Origin of the sequence: Dactylosporangium sp. CA-152071, assembly GCF_050936335.1 — a bacterium.
Lineage (GTDB): Bacteria > Actinomycetota > Actinomycetes > Mycobacteriales > Micromonosporaceae > Dactylosporangium > Dactylosporangium maewongense.
The window spans coordinates 696,471-714,492 of the sequence record NZ_JBNJMZ010000001.1; the positions used below are offsets into that span (position 1 = coordinate 696,471).

Consider the following 18,022-nt stretch of genomic DNA (forward strand, 5'->3'; position numbering starts at 1 on the left):
CTCCACCCGGCCCCACCGACAACCGGCAGGCGGGTGCACTGTCGCATGTCTCCCTCGCGCCCGGCGACACCCGTGTCGCGAACGAGACACCGGCACCGACTCCCTGTGGCTCACCGGCACCCCGGACCGTGCTTGGGCGCGGGGAGCAGCGACCCGACCAGCGCCCAGTGTTCGTCGGTCAGGTCCGAGGGGTACCGCCGCGGCCGGAGCATCTGGCCACGTCGGCGGCATCGGCATCGGCGGTCACGCGGGCACGCCGATGCATCATCGGATCTTGTCCCAGAATTCCCATTCCTTGCCGTGGTCGGGGCACTGTTCCCTGAGCTGCTGGGTGGCCAGCAATACCGCCCTGCGACCAGGCTCGTCCGGCGTGTAGTGCAACTCGAACTTCTGGCCGCAGCTCACACACCGAAGCATGACGTTCCTGGGGGTGCGGCCCCAGACCGCGCGCTCCGCGTCGGGCGGGATCCAGGGGCTCGGCTCGGTGGCCCAGTCGGCGTCATAACGCTGCACTGCCTCGACGAACTCCGCGGGCGGCCGGTAGGCATGAGCGGAGACGTAATGCCAGATCAGCGCCGGCGCTGCGAACATCACGCCCGGCCGGGCCGGCACCCTGATCTCGCGGAACGCAAGCCAGGACTGGCCGTCCGACCGCGGATCGGCGATGAGACTCGTGTCTGACGGGCAGAACTCACAGTGGTGCAGGCCGCGCGTCTCGTTGACGGCTGGGTTGCCGACGATGTCGAGCACCGCACCCTGGAGGCAGAGCTGGGCGTGCCCCTCTTCGAACGCACACGCAACGGGATGGTGCCGACAGTCCAGGGCGCCATCCTCGTGGAGCGCGCCCGCCGCGCACTGCATGAGCTGGAGCGGGCCCGCGCCGAGATCGCCCCTGAGTCGGGCGACGTCACCGGCGTGGTCCGGTTCGGCATCCTGGAGAGCGTCGTCGACGTGCTCGCCGCTCCGCTGGTCGAGGCCGTCGCCGTGCGGCATCCCGGCATCGAGCTGCGGCTGCTGACGGCATACTCAGGTCACCTGCAGCAGTGGCTCGACGTCGGCGACGTGGACCTTTCCCTGCTCTACAACCTCGCCCCGACACCGGCCCTCGCCGTATTCCCGCTCGTCGAGGAGAGGTTGTGGGCGGCGGCACCGCCGGACGCAGGCCTCTCCCCCGATCAGCCGATTCGGTGGGCCGACCTCTGGCGACGGCCGCTGGCGCTGCCGGTGCCCGGCCACGGGCTGCGAGCCCTCATCGACCGGGCCCGGGCCGAAACCGCCGCCGAACTGGAGATCACGGTGGAGGTGAACTCGATGCGGCTGCAGAAGCTGATGGTGCTGTCCGGGCACGGCTGGACCGTGCTGCCGGCCGCCGGCGTCGCGGGCGACGTGGCCGATGGGTTGCTCAGCGCCGCGCCACTCGCCGAGCCGGCCACCTCCCGGTCCCTCGTGCTCGGCCTGCCGCGCACAGCCCAAGTGCCCCGGTCCGTCAACGCGGTCGCCGCCGAGGTCGTCCGGGTGGTACGCCGGCAGGTCCGGTCGGGCCGATGGCCGACGGCCCACCTGTCCGCCAACGATGCCGGAGCGGTCTGAGCCAATCTGTCAGACAACGCTCAGCCCTGATCCACCGACGAAATTGATGTGGGCGTCGTGCGCTGGATGCGAAAGTGCCCCCGCGAGCTGGAAAGATAGAGGTTCTTGAGGCATCCATCGCCACCACGAAGACGGTCCTGGCGGCCCGGCCCGCCATGACAGCGTCGGCACCGGCGAGGACGGCAGCGAGTGAGGTCGTGGTCCGCGCGGACTCGGCGTTCTACTCCCGCGCGGTAATCGCCGCCTGCCGCCGGGGCAGGGTGCGGTTCTCGATCACGGTCCGCCCGCGAGGTCACAATCCACCTACCCGAGCACTGGCCCTGGCAACACAACTGGCTACGGCTGTTCACCGCCGCACACGCCCCACCCGCCTGACCGTCCACAGCAGACAGTCACACGCGGCCGGACGCCGGCCACCATCAGCCCAAGCCCCACCAAGGCATCGAGCGCACCGGCAACCCGGCCGGTCGCCCCCGCATGCCCGCCCAGCCGACCAAGATCATGAGGCTACGCCCACCGAGCACCGAAACCTCATCGGTGGATCAGGGCTCAGTGATGCGGTCGCGGTAGCCCTTGTCCACGACCAGGATCAGTCTGTCCGGGTGGTGGAACATGGCTGGCTGCCATGAGACCAGATCGGTGAGGACGTCACGTTCGTCGGTTGTCGGGTTGGTCAGGGCGAACGCGACGGGCAGCCAGTGGATGGTGGTGACAAGGTGTAGTCGTAGGCCCCAGAACCGGCGGGAGTGCGAGGCGCAGTAGCCGTATCCGGCCCGGCCGGCGAGGTCGCAGCGTTTGACGGTCTCGCGGGAGGTGCCGCACTGCACCGGGGTCGAGTCGGCGATCCGGATGGGGTGTTGCCACAGGTCGGTGTCCGCGGCGAGGACGGCGATGAGGTGCGCGATCTGGGTGATGAGGGCGCGGAGACGTTTGCTGTAGCCGGGCTGCTTGGGCAGATATGGGAACAGATGTCCGATGGCTTTGCGGGCGCCGCGCAGCCAACGGATCTCGTTGTGGTGGCCGAGCAGCGCCTGCAGGACCCGCGACGGTGATCAGTTCCGCGTCGGTGATCTTCGGAGTGATGCCGACCTTCGGTGCGGTGGCGAGGGTGTCCAGATCGACGTGCACGTGGCCTCCATGGTCTCGTTGTTCAGCAACGTCGATCATGGAGACCCTCGCCTACTTCCGCTGCCCCAGGTACCCCTTGGGATAGACCGTCTCGTCGCCGTTGGTCTTCGTCGGTGTCCGGTACGGTGGCGAGCGACATTTGCTCCCACGCTGCTCCCGGGAGCGGGTCTGGAACGTCGGGCGAAGACGCGCAGCGTCTCGCCCAGTCAACCCGGCCTTGCATGGCGTCCCGTCGCGCAGGCTCGCCCGGCCAGGCCCTGGTCGTCCGCACCGGACCCGCCGCAGGCGACCGCGCAGCGGCTTGGTCTGGCGCGGACAACCGCGGTCTCGCTGCCTTCGGTGCGCGGCGGGAGGCCATGCCGAACCGCAACCACCACGGCCGGCATCCCGGAGCGCCGGGTCCAGGGCCGGAGGCCCTGCCCGCCGGAGGCACGTTCTGTACGGCGATGAACAACCAGCTACAGGATGGCGTCGGCATGATTGGTGCCGCTGCGTCGTCGCTGCCTGCGGTGGAGTCCCGGCATGACGATGATCAGGAGCACGAGGCCAACACCCCGCCACACCTGTGCAACGGGGCCAGAGGCATGGGCCACTCCCGGTATGGCAATGAGAACAATGATTGCCCCAACGAGGCATGGCCACATTGTATTTCGGCGAGCATCGGCACTCGCCAGCCGCGGGACCGTCAGATCTCTGCACGCATCCAACCAACCATCTCAACCCACCTTCACACTCAGGTAGTCGACGGCGAGCTCGGCGGTCGGCGCCGTGCCGGTGCGCAGCTCGACGCTGCCGATGTCGGCCAGGCCCGCATTGGTGAACGGCTGGCCGGCGAGGGAGAGTGCACCGTCGAGCAGGACGTCGGCCCGGCGCGCCCCTACGTCGATCACCAGGCGCAAGACGTGCCAGCCGCCCGGGGTGATGGTGCCGATGGTGTGGTACGTGCCCGCAGCGTCCCGGTACGCCAGCCCTTCGCTGTCGGTGTCGTAGATCTCGATGGCGCTGTCCACGCCGGCGCAGACGAAGAATCGCGTCCACCGGCCGGCGGCATCCTGCCGGAACCGGTACTCGACGGTGACCGTGCCGGCGGCGGTGCGCGGGAACTGCCGGACCGCGGTCACCGAGCCGGTGGTGCTGGTGTCGCTGCAGACGAAGCTCTTGTCCGTGGCGCTGGGCACCGATGCGACGGCGCACTCCGGCGGCGCGGTCCACTCCAGCTCCTGGATGTCGGGCAGGAACCGGTAGCCACCGCCGACCGTGCCGTCCGGGAATCCGTCGAACGTGTCGTGCACGGCGGTGCGCTGCGGTGCGGCGCCGGACGGGTTGAGCAGACCAGTGCCGCCGATGGCCTCGACCGCGTCGACGCGGACGTAGCTGTCGACGGAGGCGGCCTGCCGGGCACCGGTGACCACCACCCGGACGGTATGGTTGCCGGCCGGCACGGCCGGGATCTGGTAAACGCTCCGGCGGTACTGCCGGCTCGGGAAGTACGTGTCGAAGGTCCCGCTGAACACACCGTCGACGTAGACGTCGGCCTGACCGCCGTCCACATCCCGGGTGCCCACGACGGACGCCGTCGTGCCGTTGAACGAGAACTCCAGCGCGTCGCCGCCGTGCCGCGAGGCGGTCACGGTGCGGGTGAACGTGTCGTAGTCGCCGTTCTGGTCGACCCAGGTGCCGGCGTAGCGCAGCCGCGGGTCGGAGTCTTCGTAGCGGGTGACCGACACCGGCGAACCCACCGCGCGGATGGCGAGGTCGTCGAAGCGGGCCCGGTGGTAGCCGCTACCGAGCACCACCTGGCCGCTGGCGAACGATGTGTGCGTGAGGTCGGCCAGCGTGGTGCCGTCCAGGTAGGCCCGGACGTTGGTGCCGTTGAACCGCAGTTTGAGGGTGTGCCAGCCGGCGGCCGCGAAGCCGGTGACGGTGCCGGAGCGCACGGTGTTCCCGCCGGAGCGCAATGCCCAGGTGCCGTCGGCGCCGACCTTCAGGTCGTATCCGTCGGCCGGTTCGGCGCTCTTCGCGGTGTGGTTGACCCGCCCGCCCAGCAGCAGGTAGCCCGTCGCGTCGGTGAGCTGGCCGGCCACCTCGACCTCGTAGTTGCGCCATTCGAGGCTGCCGAGCAGCGTGTACGGATCAGGCGTCGGTCGGTACTTCCAGTCCACCGGCCGGGTGGCGGCGGTGATCACCTGGGCCAGCACCTGGTCGCCGCCGTCCGCGGCGATCTCGAACGCGCCGCCCTGGTCCGACGTGTACCTCGGGTTGCGCCCGAGCGGGTAGGAGTCGAACCCGTCGGCGTAATCCAGGGGGAACGCCGTCTCCGCCGGGACGGCGGCGGCGGGCGTGCCCTTGCGCTGTCCGGTGGTCGTGGTCAGCGAGGAGATCGAGTAGGCCGGCACGGTGACGCTGGCGCTGCCGCCGGCGACTGTCAGGTCCGGCTGACGGACGAAGTTGGCCGTCTCGGTGGTCCGCCAGTGCCGCAACGTGGTGGCCGACAGCCCGCCGGCCAGCGTGAACTGGAACGTTCGCGGCGCGGCGCTGGTGTTGAGCAGGATCAGGCTGAAGTCGGTGCCGGCCGGGTCGCGGACCGCCATCGTGCCCCCGCGGCTGTCGGCGGTGGTGGCCCCGTCCAGGAACCGCCAGCCGGGCTCGGCGAACTGGGTGAAGTGCGCGGTCACCCACAGTCCGCTCGCGACCGAATAGTGCCCGCTCCACGGGTGCTGGGCGACGAGGAGGCCCTTGTGGTTGAACGGCGTGTTCGGGTATGCCGCCTCGAGCGCCGGGTGCATCTCGTACTTCGTCATCCGGCCCACCGCGTACGAGCGGATGATCCGGTTGGCGGTGTCGATCGGCCCGGTGACCCAGTCGCCGCGGAACGGGGCAAGGTCCTCGCCGTTCCACAGCGGCAGGCCGGTGGCGAGGGCGTTGGCGGTGCTCTCCTGCCGGTAGTGCATGTTGAGGGAGTGCAGCGCGTCTTTCAGCGCCGGATCGGCCGCTGCCCGGTCGGCGATCCACCAGCCGATGTTGCTGTCGGCCGCGGTCAGCCCCACGTTGGCGTAGCCGTCGGCGTCCAGGCCGGGACGCAGCGTATTGACGACGAAGTTGCGGGACGCGCCGGTGGGCGCCCACTCGGCGGAGGTGGTGTGCTCGTTACGTTCCGGGCCGAGATAGTCGAAGTCCAGCCCGTAGGTGGCCTTGGCACCGTCCAGGAAGGACTTGTAGTACGTGTACCGCTCGGCGTCGGTGTCCACGTAGGCCGGCGTGCCCCAGCGCAGCGCGTCCAGCAGCACGGCGGGGTTGCGCTGCTTGGCCTCCTGGGCCAGCCACAGGTTGGTGCCGCGGGTGATGTCGAAGTCGGTGGCGGAGCGGGTGTGGCTGGGCTCGGTGCCGGCCGACGTGTTGGCGTCCGAGCCGATCTCGACCTTCACGTGCTGCAGGCCGGCGCCGAACTTCGGCTTGAACAGCAGATCGAGGATGTCCGCGCGCTGAGCGGCGGGGTAGTCGGCCAGCAGCCGGGTCATGCCGTTGGAGAAGACCGCCCCGACGCCCTCGTAGGTGCGGCCGGGCGAGGTGCCGCTGACGGTCAGCGTGACGGTGTCGGCGTTGGCGGGCGGGTCGATCGCGACAAGGCCCAGTGTGGCGCCTGCGGCCAGCACGAGCGCGGTGGCCATCGTACGACCGGCAGGGTGGGTTGGCGGGTGGAGGGGTGTCATGTGGGGTGCCTCCAATGTGGGTGTCAGGCGATGCGGCTCAGGTCCTCCCGGTGCACCGGGTGCAGCGGGGCCTCACCGCGCGCGTAGCGCTCCAGTTCGTCGAGTGCGGCGTCGGCGAGCCGCCGGACCTCGCCGTCCAGCGAGCCGGCGACGTGGGGCGTGATCAGTACGTTGGGTAGGGTCCACAGTGCTGAGCCGGGGGGAAGCGGTTCGGGATCGGTGACGTCGAGCACCGCCGAAAGCCGCCCGGTCCGGCACTCGTCGGTGAGCGCCGCGGTGTCGACGAGCGCACCGCGGGCGGTGTTGACCACCGTGGCACCGTCGGGTAGCAGGGCCAGCCGGCGGGCGTCCAGCAGCCGGTAGGTGGCCGGCACGGCCGGGGCATGCAGGCTCACCACGTCGCTGGCCTTCAGCGCCTCGTCCAGGTCGACCAGCTCGCCGCCTGCGCCGGCGACCCGTCCCGGGTCGGCGTACGGGTCGGCGACCAGCACCCGCAGGTCGAACGGGCGCAGCAGGTCGACCACCCGGCGGCCGATCCGGGAGTAGCCGACCACGGTGACGGTACGGGCGTAGTTGGTGCGGGGACCGGGCGCCTGCACCATGACGCGAGCGGCGCGGGACAGAGCGGCGGCGTGGGGGACCCGCTTGCCGGCGAAGAGCACGGCGGCGAGCGTGTACTCCGCCACCGGTACCGCGTTCGCCTCTGCGGCCGTGGTGACCCGCAGGTCGCGCCGCCAGCACGCGTCGGTCACGTGCTCCTTGACGGTCCCTGCCGCGTGGAGCACCGCGCGGAGCCGGGGGGCGCCGGCCAGCACCTGCTCGTCCAGCGGCGGGCAGCCCCAGCCGGTCAGCAGCACCTCGGCCTCGGCGAGCCGGCGGGTCGCGGCGGGAGTGTCGAAGGTGGTCACCCGGACCGGTTCGGCGAGCCGGGCCAGCCGGTACAGCCGCTCCACCCGCTCGGCGTCGAACAGCGCGTCGTAGCTGGCGTCGGCCATCACCAGCAGCGTGGCCGGGGCTCTCACGAGAGGTCCACCACGGCCACGTGTCCGTCCGGCCAGCGTACGGTCACCTCGGCGTCGGCGACCTCGACGGCCGGCAGCGGCGGATCGGTCCCGTCGCCGCCGGCCAGCACGACCGCGGCGGCATACATCTTCCCGGCCCGGACCGGCCCGCTGGTCCGCGCCCACGGCACCGCCGAACACGCGCCGAAGGGGTTGCCACGCTGTCCCTCCTCCACGCCGGCACAGTCGAAGCCGAGCATCGGATGGACGGCGCTGACGAGGCCGTCGTGGCGGGTCACCCTGGCGCGCGCGGCGGTGACGTCGGTGTGCACCTGGTCGCCGGCCAGTGCCCAGCCGCCCAGGTGCAGCCGCCACGGTCCGGGGTCCGCGGGCCAGTGCGCCTCGGGGTCCTCCGCCGGCCCGTCGTCGCATCCCAGCCGCACGGCGCCGGCCCCGGCCCGCACCAGCCGAACCTCGGTGGCCCCGTTCAGCACGGAGGCGGTGGTCAGCCAGGGGCCGGTGCGCAGCCCGTACCACGTCGCCGCCGGCCCGCCGCCGGCGGAGAGGTCCAGCCACATCGCGCGGCTTCGCGACACGGCCCAGGTAGCGCCTTGCCCGGCGCGCTCGATGCGGCCGCGGTGCGACGGGCGGCCGTCCGCGTCCAGCAGCGCCACATGCGAGTCGAGCGGCTCGCGCAGCGCCCCCGCGGACAGGTCCGGCGCGGCGTGGGTGGCGTAGCCGTGCCGCTTGTAGAACGGATCGTCGAGCTCGGCCCGCCGGTCCCACAGGTGATCGCTGCCGTGGTTGGCGATCCGCACGATCCCGTCGCCGGCCGTGGCCGACACCACCCAGCCGGGCGCCCGCAACGACACCACCGCATCGCCCCGCTCGACCGGCAGCGGCAGCTCGGTCGCCGTCCACACCGGATCGTCGCCCGGCAGCAGCAGTCCCGCGAACGCCTTGCTGGCCCAGTAGGGCGAGCCGGGTCCGCTGTAGACCTGCCGGAGCCGCTCGAACGACCCGTGCCAGCCGATCGGCAGCAGGCCGTCCGCGTCGGGCGCACCGCGGTCCACGAAATGCCGCAGCACGCCGCCGGCCAGCCGCCGGGTCTCGCCCGGCTCCAGCGGGGTCGCGTCGAAGAGCGCGCCGACCCAGAACGGGGCGAGCGCCGCGAACCGGTAGGTCAGCGAGCGCCCCTGGAACAGCGGAGCGCCGTCGGCGGCGACCAGATGCCGTGCGTCGGCCAGAAAACGGTGCAGCCGCCGGACGTGCACCGGGTCGGGCGCTTCGCCCAGGATCCGCCCGTACCAGAGTGGATAGAAGTGCATCGCCCAGCCGGAGTAGTGGTCGAAGTTCTGCCGGCGCTCGGCGCCGGAGCCGCCGTCGGAGTACCAGCCGTCGCCGACGTACCAGCTCTCGTGCAGGGCGAGGTTGCGCTCGATGTCCTCCTTGGACCACGGTCCGCCGGCGGTGCGCAGAAACGCCTCGGCGATGTTCTGGAACCAGATCCAGTTGTTGTCGTAGTCGCGGGTGCCGAGGAACGGCGAGAGCCACTCCACCACCTGGTCCTTGACCCGCTCGTCCAGCGCGTCCCAGAGCCAGGCCCGGGTCTCGTGCAGGGCGATGGCGACCGAGGCCGCCTCCACCCGGGCCTGGCGGCGCTCGGTCAGCCGCGGCCAGCGCTCGGGCGAGCCAGGGTCGACGCCGGCGGCCAGGCCCTCGGCGTAGCGGGCCAGCAGGCCGTGCGGATCGTGGCCGCCGGCGCCGCCGACCCGGAACGCCGCGAGCAGGAAGGTCCGGGCGAACCCCTCCAGCCCGTCACTCCACCGGCCGGATGCGCTGGGCGGGCCGGGCAGGTCGATGCTGGCGTGCCGCGGCGAGGCGTACCGGCGTGCCGAGAGCAGCAGGTGGTCGGCGAGCCGCTCCCAGTGCGCGCGGGTGTAGCCGGTCCAGGGCGCGGCGTGCGGGTCGGCCGGGGGAAGGTCGATCACGCCTGGCTCCGTTCGCCGCCGGCCGGCGCGATGTCCAGGTGGTCGAGCACCACGAGGCCGCCAGCAGCCCGCACGATGATCGTGTGCCGGCCGGCCGGCACCTCGGCGGCCGTCACGAACCGCGTGTCCCGCTGGCCTGTCCCGGGATCCGGCTCGGCACCGGGGGCCGGCGCGACAGGCCGCAGCTGCGCGCCGTCGACGGCCGGCTCGACGTGGCCGGTGCCGCCCGGACCCGTCCGTACGGTGACCAGCAGGGCGCCGGCGGCCACCGTGTTCACCTCGTAAGACAGCCAGTCCCCGTCGGCCAGGCAGACCACCATGGCCTCGCCGCTCGCGCGTTCCTGGCCGAGGTTGTGCCGGAAGTTCGGTCCGGCGGTGGCCGGCGTGGCGCCCGGCACAAAGGTGTTCGGCTCGTCGGGCCCGGCAGGTGCATACCCGGCCTCGGCGGCGACCTCCGCGCGGTAGCGCACCGTCACCAGGTCCGATTCGCGGAACCCGGGCATCGGCTGCCCCGGCGTGCCGACCCCGTACGAGTTGCCCTGTCCGAGGTGGCCGAAGTACTCGGCCGGCCAGCGCAGCGGGGCCCGGCGCATCACCGCGTTGACCACGTCGTGACGGTAGTCGCAACGCTCCAGGGCCAGGTTGTCCAGGAACTCCTCCAGCGTGCGGCCCGCGGCGCCGGCGTCCGGCCTCGGGCCCCCGAACACGTAGTCCACAATGGACTGCCAGCCGGCAGGCTCGCGGACGGTGGCCGGCGAGTTGCGCTTGGCGAGCTTCTTCCAGGTCCAGAAGTTCCACGAGATGTCGAGGTCCTCCAGGAGCTGGAAAGCGGCGGCGTACCAGCCGTTGTTGTTCTCCCCGCCCTCGCCCATGTAGATCGGCACGTCCAGCTCCTCGCGCTTGGCCAGGTACTCACGCAGCTGGTCGCGGTCGGGCGAGTCCCAGTACTTGTGGAACTGCAGCAGGAGGTTGTCGTCCCACAACTCGTCGAAGATGCTCCAGTTGCGGGCCCAGTTGCTGCCCTCGAGGATGATCATGTGGTCGGGATCGATCGTCCTGATCTCGGCGATCAGCCGGCGGTAGAGCGCCACCAGCTCGTTCGGATATTTGTACTGGAAGTCCCGCGGCAACGGCTCGTTGAGCAGGTCATAGCCGGCCACGATGGTCTCGTCCCGGTACCGGCGGGCCAGCTCCCGCCACAGCCGCACTGTGGCGTCCTGATGCGCGGCAGTGGTGAACAGCTCCGGGTAGTTGTTCGGCGAGTCGTCGATGTTGGTGCCGGTCTGACCGCCCGGGGCGCCGTGCAGGTCGACCACGACCCAGATCGCGTGCGTGCGGCACCAGCCCAGAAAGCGGTCGACGAGGGCGAACGCGTCCTCGTTGAACTGCCCGTCCTCGCCCATCAGGTATCGGGCGTTGAGCGGCAGGCGCACCGAGTTCCAGCCCTCCGCCGCCATCGCCGCAACGTCGGCCTCGGTGACGTACTCCTCGCGGTAGCGTCGCCAGAACCGGTCCGCAGCGTCGGGCCCGACCAGGTCGGCGATCACCCGTTCGATGGCCCGCGGGCTCGCCGCGGCATCGCCGAAGCGCCACATGTACCCCTCGGGCAGCCACCAGTTGCCGAGGCCGGCGCCGCGCAGCCGCACCGGGTCCCCGTTACCGTCCACAATGGTCTGACGCTGCCGGTGCAGGAAGCCCGTCACGCCCTCATCCCCCTCGTCACTTGAGACCTGACATCATGAAGCCGCGCACGACATATCGCTGACAGAACACGAAGACCACCAGGACCGGCAGCACCATGACCGCGGCTCCCGCCATGAGCACGCCGTAGTTGCTGGAGTACTGGCCCTCCAGCAGCGCCAGCCCGACCGGCAGCGTGTAGCGGTCCTGGTCGGTAGCGACGATCAACGGCCACAGGAAGCTGTTCCAGGACGCGATGAACGTCAGGATGGCCTGGATCGCCAGGATCGGCCCGGACACCGGCAGCACCACCTGCAGGAAGATGCGGAGCTCGCCGGCACCGTCCAGCCGGGCCGCCTCCAGCATCTCGTCCGGGATTGTGGTGAAGAACTGTCGGAACAGGAAAACGTTGAATGCCGACACCAGGCCGGGCAGCACGATGCCGGGAATGGTGTTGGTCAGGCCGAGCTGGTTGAGGATCAGGTACGTCGGGATCATCGTGACCTGGTCCGGGATCATCATGGTGGCCAGCACGACCCCATAGAGCGGCCCCTTGCCCGGGAACCGGAACTTGGCGAACCCGTAGCCGGTCATCGCCCGCAGCAGCAGGCCGACGAAGGACAGCACCACCACCATCAGCGAGTTGCCCAGGTACACGCCGAAGTCGAGCTGGGTGAACAGCTGGACGTAGTTGTCCCAGGTGAGTTCGCGGGGCCACAGCGTGGGCGGGATGTCCAGCACCTCACTCTCCGGCTTGAGCGAACCGGAGATCATCCAGATGAACGGCACGGACACCAGGACGGCGCCGATCCCGAGCAGCGCGGCGATCCCGGCGCGCAGCAGCCGCGGACTAGTACTCGACATCGGCCCTCCGGAGCCGGAACTGGATCGCCGTGACGACCATGATGGCGACGAACAGCAGGACGGACGCGGCCGAGGCGTAGCCGAAGTCGGAGAGGTTGAAGCCGTTCTTGTAAATGAACAGGGCCACCGAGAGGGTGCCGTCCAGCGGCCCGCCGTCGGTCATCACGAACGGCTCCTCGAAGAACTGAATCCAGGAGATGGTGGTGGTGACCACGACGAAGAAGGTGGCGAAGCGCAGCAGCGGGATGGTGATGTGGATCAGGCGCTGCCAGCGCCCGGCCCCGTCGAGCGCGGCGGCCTCGTAGTACTCCCTCGGGATGCCCTGCAACGCCGCCAGGAAAATGATCATATTGAACCCGGCGCCCTTCCAGACGCCGACCAGGACGAGGCTCAGCTTGGCCACGAACGGCTGGTCGAGCCAGGGCACCGGCTCCACCCCACCGAGCGAGAGCAGATAGTTGATCAATCCGCTGTCCGTGTTGTAGAGGTAGCCCCAGATGACCGCGACGGCCACGATGTTGGTGATGGCCGGCAGGAAGTAGGCCGCGCGCAGCCCTCGGTACAGCCGGCTCGTGCCCTGGTTGAGCAGCAGCGCAACGGCCATCGCGAACACCACGATCAGGGGGACGCCGAGCACCACGTAGAGCACGGTGTTCAGCGCGGCGGTGCCGAAAAGCGGGTCGGTCAGCAGGCGCTGGTAGTTGTCAAGGCCGATGAAGCCGACGCCGGAGAGGTCGGCGAGGCCACGCAGGTCCATGTCGGTGAGGCTGACCACGAGCGCGACCACGATCGGGGCCACCACGAAGACGGCGAGCAGGACCACCGACGGTCCGACGAACAACAGGGGGCTGCGGTGGCGCAACAACGTACGCAATGAGACTCCTACGGAGTGGTTCCCGCTCGCCCGGGCGGGCCGGCGGATCGGTCCGCTGGCCGATCCGCCGGGAGGTGCAGGGGTGTGCGGGATCGATCCGCTACTTGGTGGTGAGCTGGGCGACCTTGGCGTTGAACGCCTTCAGCGCGTCGTCGACGGAGCCGTTGCCGATGCACGCCGTCTGTACGGCACGTACCATCTCCGGCGCCACGGCGCCCCATGCCTTCACCTGCGGGACAATCTTGGCGTTGGTCATCTGGTCGTAGTACACGGCGAGGTTACGATCGCCAGCGCCGCGCAGCGCCTCCAGCGCGTCCTGCCGGGCGGGCAGGTCGTTGGTGGCCTTGTACCAGCGCTCCTGGGTCTCCTTGCGGGCCAGGAAGGCGATGAACTTCATCGCGTCGTCGGTCCGCGCGCTCTTGTGGAAGACGGACAGGTTGGAGCCGGCCATCAGGGACGTGCTGGACTTGTCCTTGGGCATGGGGGCGACGGCCCACTTGCCATTCAGCTCGGGTGCCTGCTTCTCCAGCAGAGTCGCCATGTACGGCCCGGACATGAACATCGGAATCTTGCCGGTCTTGAAGCCCTGCACCATGTCCGGGTCGGGCTGGGCCTTCTTTGGCGTGAGCCCGCCGGTGAAGAAGCTCCGCTCGTATTCGAGGGCACGGCGGAACTCCGGGGTGTCGAAGTTGATCCCGCCACCGGCTCCGCCGACCTCGCCACCGGCCGCCCAGGTCAGGATGATCGGCAGGAACTGGTCGTCGGTGTTGATGCCGAAGCCGAAGTTGCCGTCGCCCCGGGCGGTCAGCTTGGTGGCGGCCGCCGTCAGCTCTTCCCAGGTGGCCGGGGCCTTCGAGTAGCCTGACGCCTGCAGGACGTCGGTGCGGTAGAACATCACCCGGGTGTCGGAGATCCACGGCACGCCGACCGTCTTGTCGGCGACTTTCATGGTCTCCGCGGAGGCCGGGAAGAACTTCGCCGGGTCGAGGTCGGGGTAGGCGGAGAGCTTGGCTGACAGGTCCAGAAGCGCGCCGGCGTCGGCGAACTCGGCCAGGAAGGACAGGCCCACCTGCACCACGTCCGGCCCGTCGCCGGACGCGATGGCGGTGGACATCTTGTCGCGGGCGTTCTTCCACGGGATCGACTGCACGTCGACCCCGATGCCCGTCTCCTTGGTGAATTCCGCGGCCAGATCGGTCATGGCCTTGCCTTTGTCGCCCATGGTCCACACCTCGAGCGAGCCACCGGCGCCGGCTTCATCTGCGCCGCAGGCGGACGTCGCGGAGAGCGCCAAAGCGGCGGCGATCATCGCCACCACGGTCCGTAAGGTCATCTACATCTGCACCAGCCTCTCATTGTTCACACCTTAAGTCACGGCGTGATTTAACTCTGACGGGCAAAGTCTGTCAAGCATTCGTAACAAGAAGCCCGCTCGCGGGCCCCGTCGCACAGCGTCAAGCGCATGGCGAGTCCATACCCCAGCCCGCCGGCGCCGCACCACCGCGGCGGCCCGGCGGCCCGGATGGGCCGCCGGTGGGGATGGGGCCCTGCGCGGGCTGGCCTGCGCCGGCCCGCGACCGAGCAACCGATGCTCACTGGTTCGGCGACGACGCACGCCCGCGTGCCTGGCAATCACGGAGTGCGCACGTCCAGCGATCGAGCGGCAGGCGCGCGCGGGCGCGCGCGGCGCCGCCAGGGGGCGTGTGGGCGTGCGCGCCCGGCGAGGCTACGGGCGCGCGGCGGACTGGCGACCCGGTCGTCGTCTGGGCCCGCCGGACCCGCAGCGGCGACGCCCGGCGGGTCTCAGGCGTCGAGCCAGAGCGCTGCCGGGCCGGGCGCCGCCGACACGGGCCGCGACGCCGACGCGTCGCCGCCGCTGCGCAGGAACTCCGCGATTGGCAGAGTGGCCGCACCCAGAATGTCCGCGTCGACACCGAGCCGGGCGAGCTCGATCGTCGTGTGATCGTACGGCGATCGCAGCGCGTTCTCCCGGGCCACCGCCCGGATCGAGTCCAGCAGCCGGTTGCCCAGCAGTAACCCGGCCCACCCGCCGATCACGATCCGCTCCGGGTTGATCAGATTGATCAGGTTGGCCACGCCCACGCCCAGGTAGAGTGCGGTCTCCTCGAGCACGCGGCCGGCCACGTCGTCGTCCGGCGCCGCTCGCATCAGTCGGTCGAGCTCGGCCTCCTCGTCCAGGCCCGGCGCACGCCGCAGGCCGGTGAGCTGGTGATAGCGGTCGATGATCGCCTCGGCTCCGACATACGCCTCCAGGCAGCCACGCGCGCCGCACCGGCAGCGCCGCCCGCCCACCTCCACGATGGTGTGCCCCCACTCCCCCGCGCTGCTGCTGGCGCCCTGGTAGATCCCGCCGCCGCTGACGATCGCCGCGCCGGCCCCCGAGCCGATCAGCACGATCACCGCCTCTCGGACGCCGCGGCCGGCGCCGAACCACATCTCGGCCTGGCCCATGTTCTTGGCGCCGTTGTCGACGAAGAGCGGCAACTCGGTGCCGTCGCGCAGCAGCCGCTCCAGCGGGACGCCGGCCCAGCCCAGCGTCTGGTCGCTGACGCGCAACTCCGCGCCGTGCTCCACCACGCCGGGCACACCCAGACCGATGCCGAGCAGCCGGCTGGCGTCGACGCCCGCGTCCCTGACCACCTTGCCGACCGCGACGAGGATGCGCTGAACCACCTCGCCGGGGTCGTGCGCGCCCTCGGAATGCGGGACTGTCACCGTCGAGCGCGCCCGCATGGCCAGGTCGAAGAGGCCGGCCACCATCCGCTTCGGGCCGACGCTGAGCCCCACCACGTACCGGTCGGGGTTGACCTGCAGCAGCGTGCGGGGCCGGCCGCCGTCCGAGTCGATCGCCCCCGCCTCCACGATGGCGCCGGCCTCGATCAGCTCGCCGGTCACGTTGCTGACGCTGGCACTGCTGAACCCGGTCGCCAGGATCAGCTCCTGGCGGCTCTGCGGCCCGTCGAAGTACAGCGCGGAGAGCAGCGTGGATCGGCTGCCGCGGCGCAGGTCGCGGACGGTATTGGGCCTGCGTGCGCGCATGGGATTCCTTTCGCTGTTGCTCAAGTCGTGAGCAAAGTCTAGCTCACCCCGCCGCGCAGAGCTGCCCCTGTGGACGGCGAGCCCACCCCTCCCGGATAAACCCCACTGCGACACCGCTGCGCGCCCGTCCGATCAGCACCGTCGCAGGTCAGTAACCGAGCCGGCCGAGGATTCGAGCCGCCACGTCGAGGGTGCTCGAGGTCCCTGCCGCCACGTCGTTGAGCAGATGCTGCGCGGTCTCGGGGCGGCAACCGCCGAGATCAGCCCGAGCGGCCGGGAACGGTACCGGGCGGCGAGTTGCAGAGGGTCCCCGAAGTCCTCCAGGACGGCTTCGACCGCGGCGTCCTCGTCGAGACCCTCGTCGGTCCTCTCGCGGACACCGTTCTCGATCGCGTCCTGGAGCTCCCGGGCGACATCGGCGCGTTCCCTGGGGGTGACCCCGGAGACGACCACCTCCAAATAGCGCTCAATGACCGAGTTCATTCCTGCCGCCTTCCTTCAACTCGGCGAGACCCGCCCGCATCCGATCGAGGTCATCTCGAAGGGCGGCCGCCACCCGTTCCCCGTCGGGTGTCGTGCGGTAGAACTTGCGCGGTCGGGCCTCGTCGGTGTTCCATTCGCTCGCCAGCAGGCCCTGCGCCTCGAGACGGCGCAGTAGCGGGTAGAGCGTGTTCTGCTCGACCGCGAAACCCGCCTGCTCGAGCCTGCGACTTAACGTGTAGCCGTAGGCTGGCACGGTGAGCACCGTCAGGCAGGCCACGACCACGCTTCCGCGGCGCAACTCCTGCAAGAGACCCTCGAGGGCCGTCGCCTCCATGCGCCCACAATACTGTATCGGGATACAGTATTAAAACCGTGTACAGCGGTGGATCGCTCAGGTGGTTTTGTCGGCATCCCTATGAACCAGCGGCGCAGAACAGCGTCTTGCCGACGCACGCGCCGCTCAGCATGCCAGGCACTCGTCCACAAGCCGCCGAAGCCATCGACGACAATCTCGGCCAGCCGGATCAGATGGTCCCCGCCGACATCGTCGAGAGCCACATCGAGGCCGTCCGGGGCCGCGGCCGCCAGCAGGTCCGGCACCGGCCCCTCGTGATAGTCGGAGCCCAGCTCCGTGATCAACCGCTCGACCTTCTTGACCGGTAAGCCCGCACTGCCTACAATCCGCCCCACGCCCAGCAGCCGCGCGATCTTGCTCGCTGCCGGTTCGGCCGGTGGGTCCTCGCCAAGGTACTTCTGGGAAAGCACGCGCGGTAGCGACTCCTCCGGTCCTTGATCAGTTCGACGGTGACGCGGATGTCCACGGACTGGTACGGGTTCTCGGTGTCGAAGACAGTGAGGCTGACCCGTGGGTCCCGGGCGAGATTGCGCGCCTTCTGCCGCCCCGCTGTCGTGGAGAACAGCACCGCGTCCCCGTCCCTCGCGATCCAGACCACCGAGGTCTGCGGCCCGCCGTTCTGGTTCAAAGTCGCGACGGTAGCGAATTTCGTCCCGTCTAACAGCTTGCTGGTCTCCTCGTCGAACGCCACCGACAAAGCGTCACCCCTTGAGCTCACCCATGATCTTCGCCGCCCCGGTCGACGTCGCCGATCTCAGCGACGAGGACGGCGGTCAGGACCGAGCCAAGGCCGGGGATCGCCTGGATCGCGTGGAACCGGGCGGTGCCCGGCCAGCCGCGAGCGCACCGCCCTTGGTGAGGGCTTCGATTTTCGCAGTCGACGGCGTCGATGAGCCGGCATCAGGCTTCGCGGCAACGCTCACGAAGGAGCAGGGCCATAGCCTTGGTCGTGTTGACTGACTGGCGTTCTGTGAGAAATTGTCGACGAGGTGAGGGTGATTGACCCGCGACGTATCGAACTCAACAAACAGCACAGCCGGGAGATGGGTTCGCTGTTCGCGGCGTTCCTCGACCTCCATCCTAACGTCGAGTCCGAAGTTGCCGACGCTCAGATGACGGCAGACCAGGAGGCGGCGTGGGGCGCCTACAGCGCCGAACTTCTTGCTCGGCATCAGGCCGAGCGTTCCGCACTCGCGGACGAGATCGAAGCCGAGCAGCGAGCCGAGCAGCCCTGACCCGGCCCGGCTCCGGAGCGGCCCCGGCCTTCCCCGGCGACGCTATGCCGG

General features: G+C 70.2%; 16 protein-coding genes and 1 pseudogene. 4 read left to right on the forward strand and 13 right to left on the reverse strand.

From position 1 onward, the window contains the following. Positions 1-264: 264 nt before the first annotated feature. Positions 265-750, reverse strand: coding sequence for a hypothetical protein (locus tag ACQEVZ_RS02590; RefSeq protein WP_433360714.1), 486 nt, complete (start codon positions 748-750; stop codon positions 265-267). A gap of 54 nt (positions 751-804) precedes the next feature. Between ACQEVZ_RS02590 and ACQEVZ_RS02595 the strand changes: the two genes are divergently transcribed. Continuing rightward, the gene (locus ACQEVZ_RS02595) at positions 805-1,590 is read left to right on the forward strand and encodes a LysR substrate-binding domain-containing protein (protein WP_433360717.1); all 786 of its coding nucleotides are present in this window, start codon (positions 805-807) and stop codon (positions 1,588-1,590) included. A 548-nt stretch (positions 1,591-2,138) separates the two neighbouring features. Here the strand turns inward: ACQEVZ_RS02595 and ACQEVZ_RS02600 are convergent. The 11 genes and pseudogenes from ACQEVZ_RS02600 to ACQEVZ_RS02650 all read right to left on the reverse strand — a co-directional run. Further along, a pseudogene (locus ACQEVZ_RS02600) lies at positions 2,139-2,718 on the reverse strand (transposase); the annotation flags it as partial. A gap of 716 nt (positions 2,719-3,434) precedes the next feature. Further along, positions 3,435-6,386: a hypothetical protein gene (locus tag ACQEVZ_RS02605; RefSeq protein ID WP_433360720.1), complete on the reverse strand. Its 2,952-nt coding sequence runs from the start codon at positions 6,384-6,386 to the stop codon at positions 3,435-3,437. Positions 6,387-6,451: 65 nt separating this feature from the next. Next, positions 6,452-7,450 carry a hydroxyacid dehydrogenase gene (locus ACQEVZ_RS02610; RefSeq protein ID WP_433360723.1) on the reverse strand — a complete coding sequence of 333 codons (999 nt, stop codon included), beginning with the start codon at positions 7,448-7,450 and terminating at the stop codon, positions 6,452-6,454. Next, positions 7,447-9,420 carry a DUF2264 domain-containing protein gene (locus tag ACQEVZ_RS02615; protein WP_433360726.1) on the reverse strand — a complete coding sequence of 658 codons (1,974 nt, stop codon included), beginning with the start codon at positions 9,418-9,420 and terminating at the stop codon, positions 7,447-7,449. Before ACQEVZ_RS02615 ends, ACQEVZ_RS02610 begins: the two co-directional genes overlap by 4 nt. Beyond that, on the reverse strand, positions 9,417-11,123 hold the full coding sequence (locus ACQEVZ_RS02620; protein WP_433360729.1) for a cellulase family glycosylhydrolase: 1,707 nt from the start codon (positions 11,121-11,123) through the stop codon (positions 9,417-9,419). The genes ACQEVZ_RS02615 and ACQEVZ_RS02620 overlap by 4 nt, the downstream gene beginning before the upstream one ends. Before the next feature lie 16 nt (positions 11,124-11,139). After that, entirely contained in the window at positions 11,140-11,964 is an 825-nt protein-coding gene (locus tag ACQEVZ_RS02625; RefSeq protein ID WP_433360732.1) for a carbohydrate ABC transporter permease, read from the reverse strand. After that, entirely contained in the window at positions 11,951-12,838 is an 888-nt protein-coding gene (locus ACQEVZ_RS02630; protein WP_433360735.1) for a carbohydrate ABC transporter permease, read from the reverse strand. Before ACQEVZ_RS02630 ends, ACQEVZ_RS02625 begins: the two co-directional genes overlap by 14 nt. Positions 12,839-12,938: 100 nt before the next feature. Then, positions 12,939-14,171 (reverse strand): extracellular solute-binding protein, encoded by a 1,233-nt coding sequence (locus tag ACQEVZ_RS02635; protein WP_433360738.1) that lies wholly within the window; start codon positions 14,169-14,171, stop codon positions 12,939-12,941. A gap of 470 nt (positions 14,172-14,641) precedes the next feature. Further along, positions 14,642-15,898, reverse strand: coding sequence for an ROK family protein (locus tag ACQEVZ_RS02640; RefSeq protein WP_433360741.1), 1,257 nt, complete (start codon positions 15,896-15,898; stop codon positions 14,642-14,644). Positions 15,899-16,030: 132 nt separating this feature from the next. Further along, positions 16,031-16,381, reverse strand: a complete 351-nt coding sequence (locus ACQEVZ_RS02645) for a permease prefix domain 1-containing protein (RefSeq protein ID WP_433360744.1) — start codon at positions 16,379-16,381, stop codon at positions 16,031-16,033. After that, positions 16,365-16,715, reverse strand: coding sequence for a PadR family transcriptional regulator (locus tag ACQEVZ_RS02650; RefSeq protein ID WP_433360747.1), 351 nt, complete (start codon positions 16,713-16,715; stop codon positions 16,365-16,367). The genes ACQEVZ_RS02645 and ACQEVZ_RS02650 overlap by 17 nt, the downstream gene beginning before the upstream one ends. A 38-nt stretch (positions 16,716-16,753) precedes the next feature. Between ACQEVZ_RS02650 and ACQEVZ_RS02655 the strand changes: the two genes are divergently transcribed. After that, a complete protein-coding gene (locus ACQEVZ_RS02655; protein WP_433360750.1) occupies positions 16,754-17,044 on the forward strand; it encodes a hypothetical protein in 291 nt (96 codons plus the stop codon). An 11-nt stretch (positions 17,045-17,055) separates the two neighbouring features. Here the strand turns inward: ACQEVZ_RS02655 and ACQEVZ_RS02660 are convergent, their stop codons facing one another. Beyond that, on the reverse strand, positions 17,056-17,427 hold the full coding sequence (locus ACQEVZ_RS02660; protein ID WP_433360753.1) for a PPOX class F420-dependent oxidoreductase: 372 nt from the start codon (positions 17,425-17,427) through the stop codon (positions 17,056-17,058). Between the two features lie 29 nt (positions 17,428-17,456). On the opposite strand from ACQEVZ_RS02660, the gene ACQEVZ_RS02665 reads away from it, so the two are divergent. Further along, positions 17,457-17,696 (forward strand): hypothetical protein, encoded by a 240-nt coding sequence (locus ACQEVZ_RS02665; protein WP_433360756.1) that lies wholly within the window; start codon positions 17,457-17,459, stop codon positions 17,694-17,696. Positions 17,697-17,725: 29 nt separating this feature from the next. Continuing rightward, the gene (locus ACQEVZ_RS02670; protein ID WP_433360759.1) at positions 17,726-17,971 is read left to right on the forward strand and encodes a hypothetical protein; all 246 of its coding nucleotides are present in this window, start codon (positions 17,726-17,728) and stop codon (positions 17,969-17,971) included. Positions 17,972-18,022 lie beyond the last annotated feature (51 nt).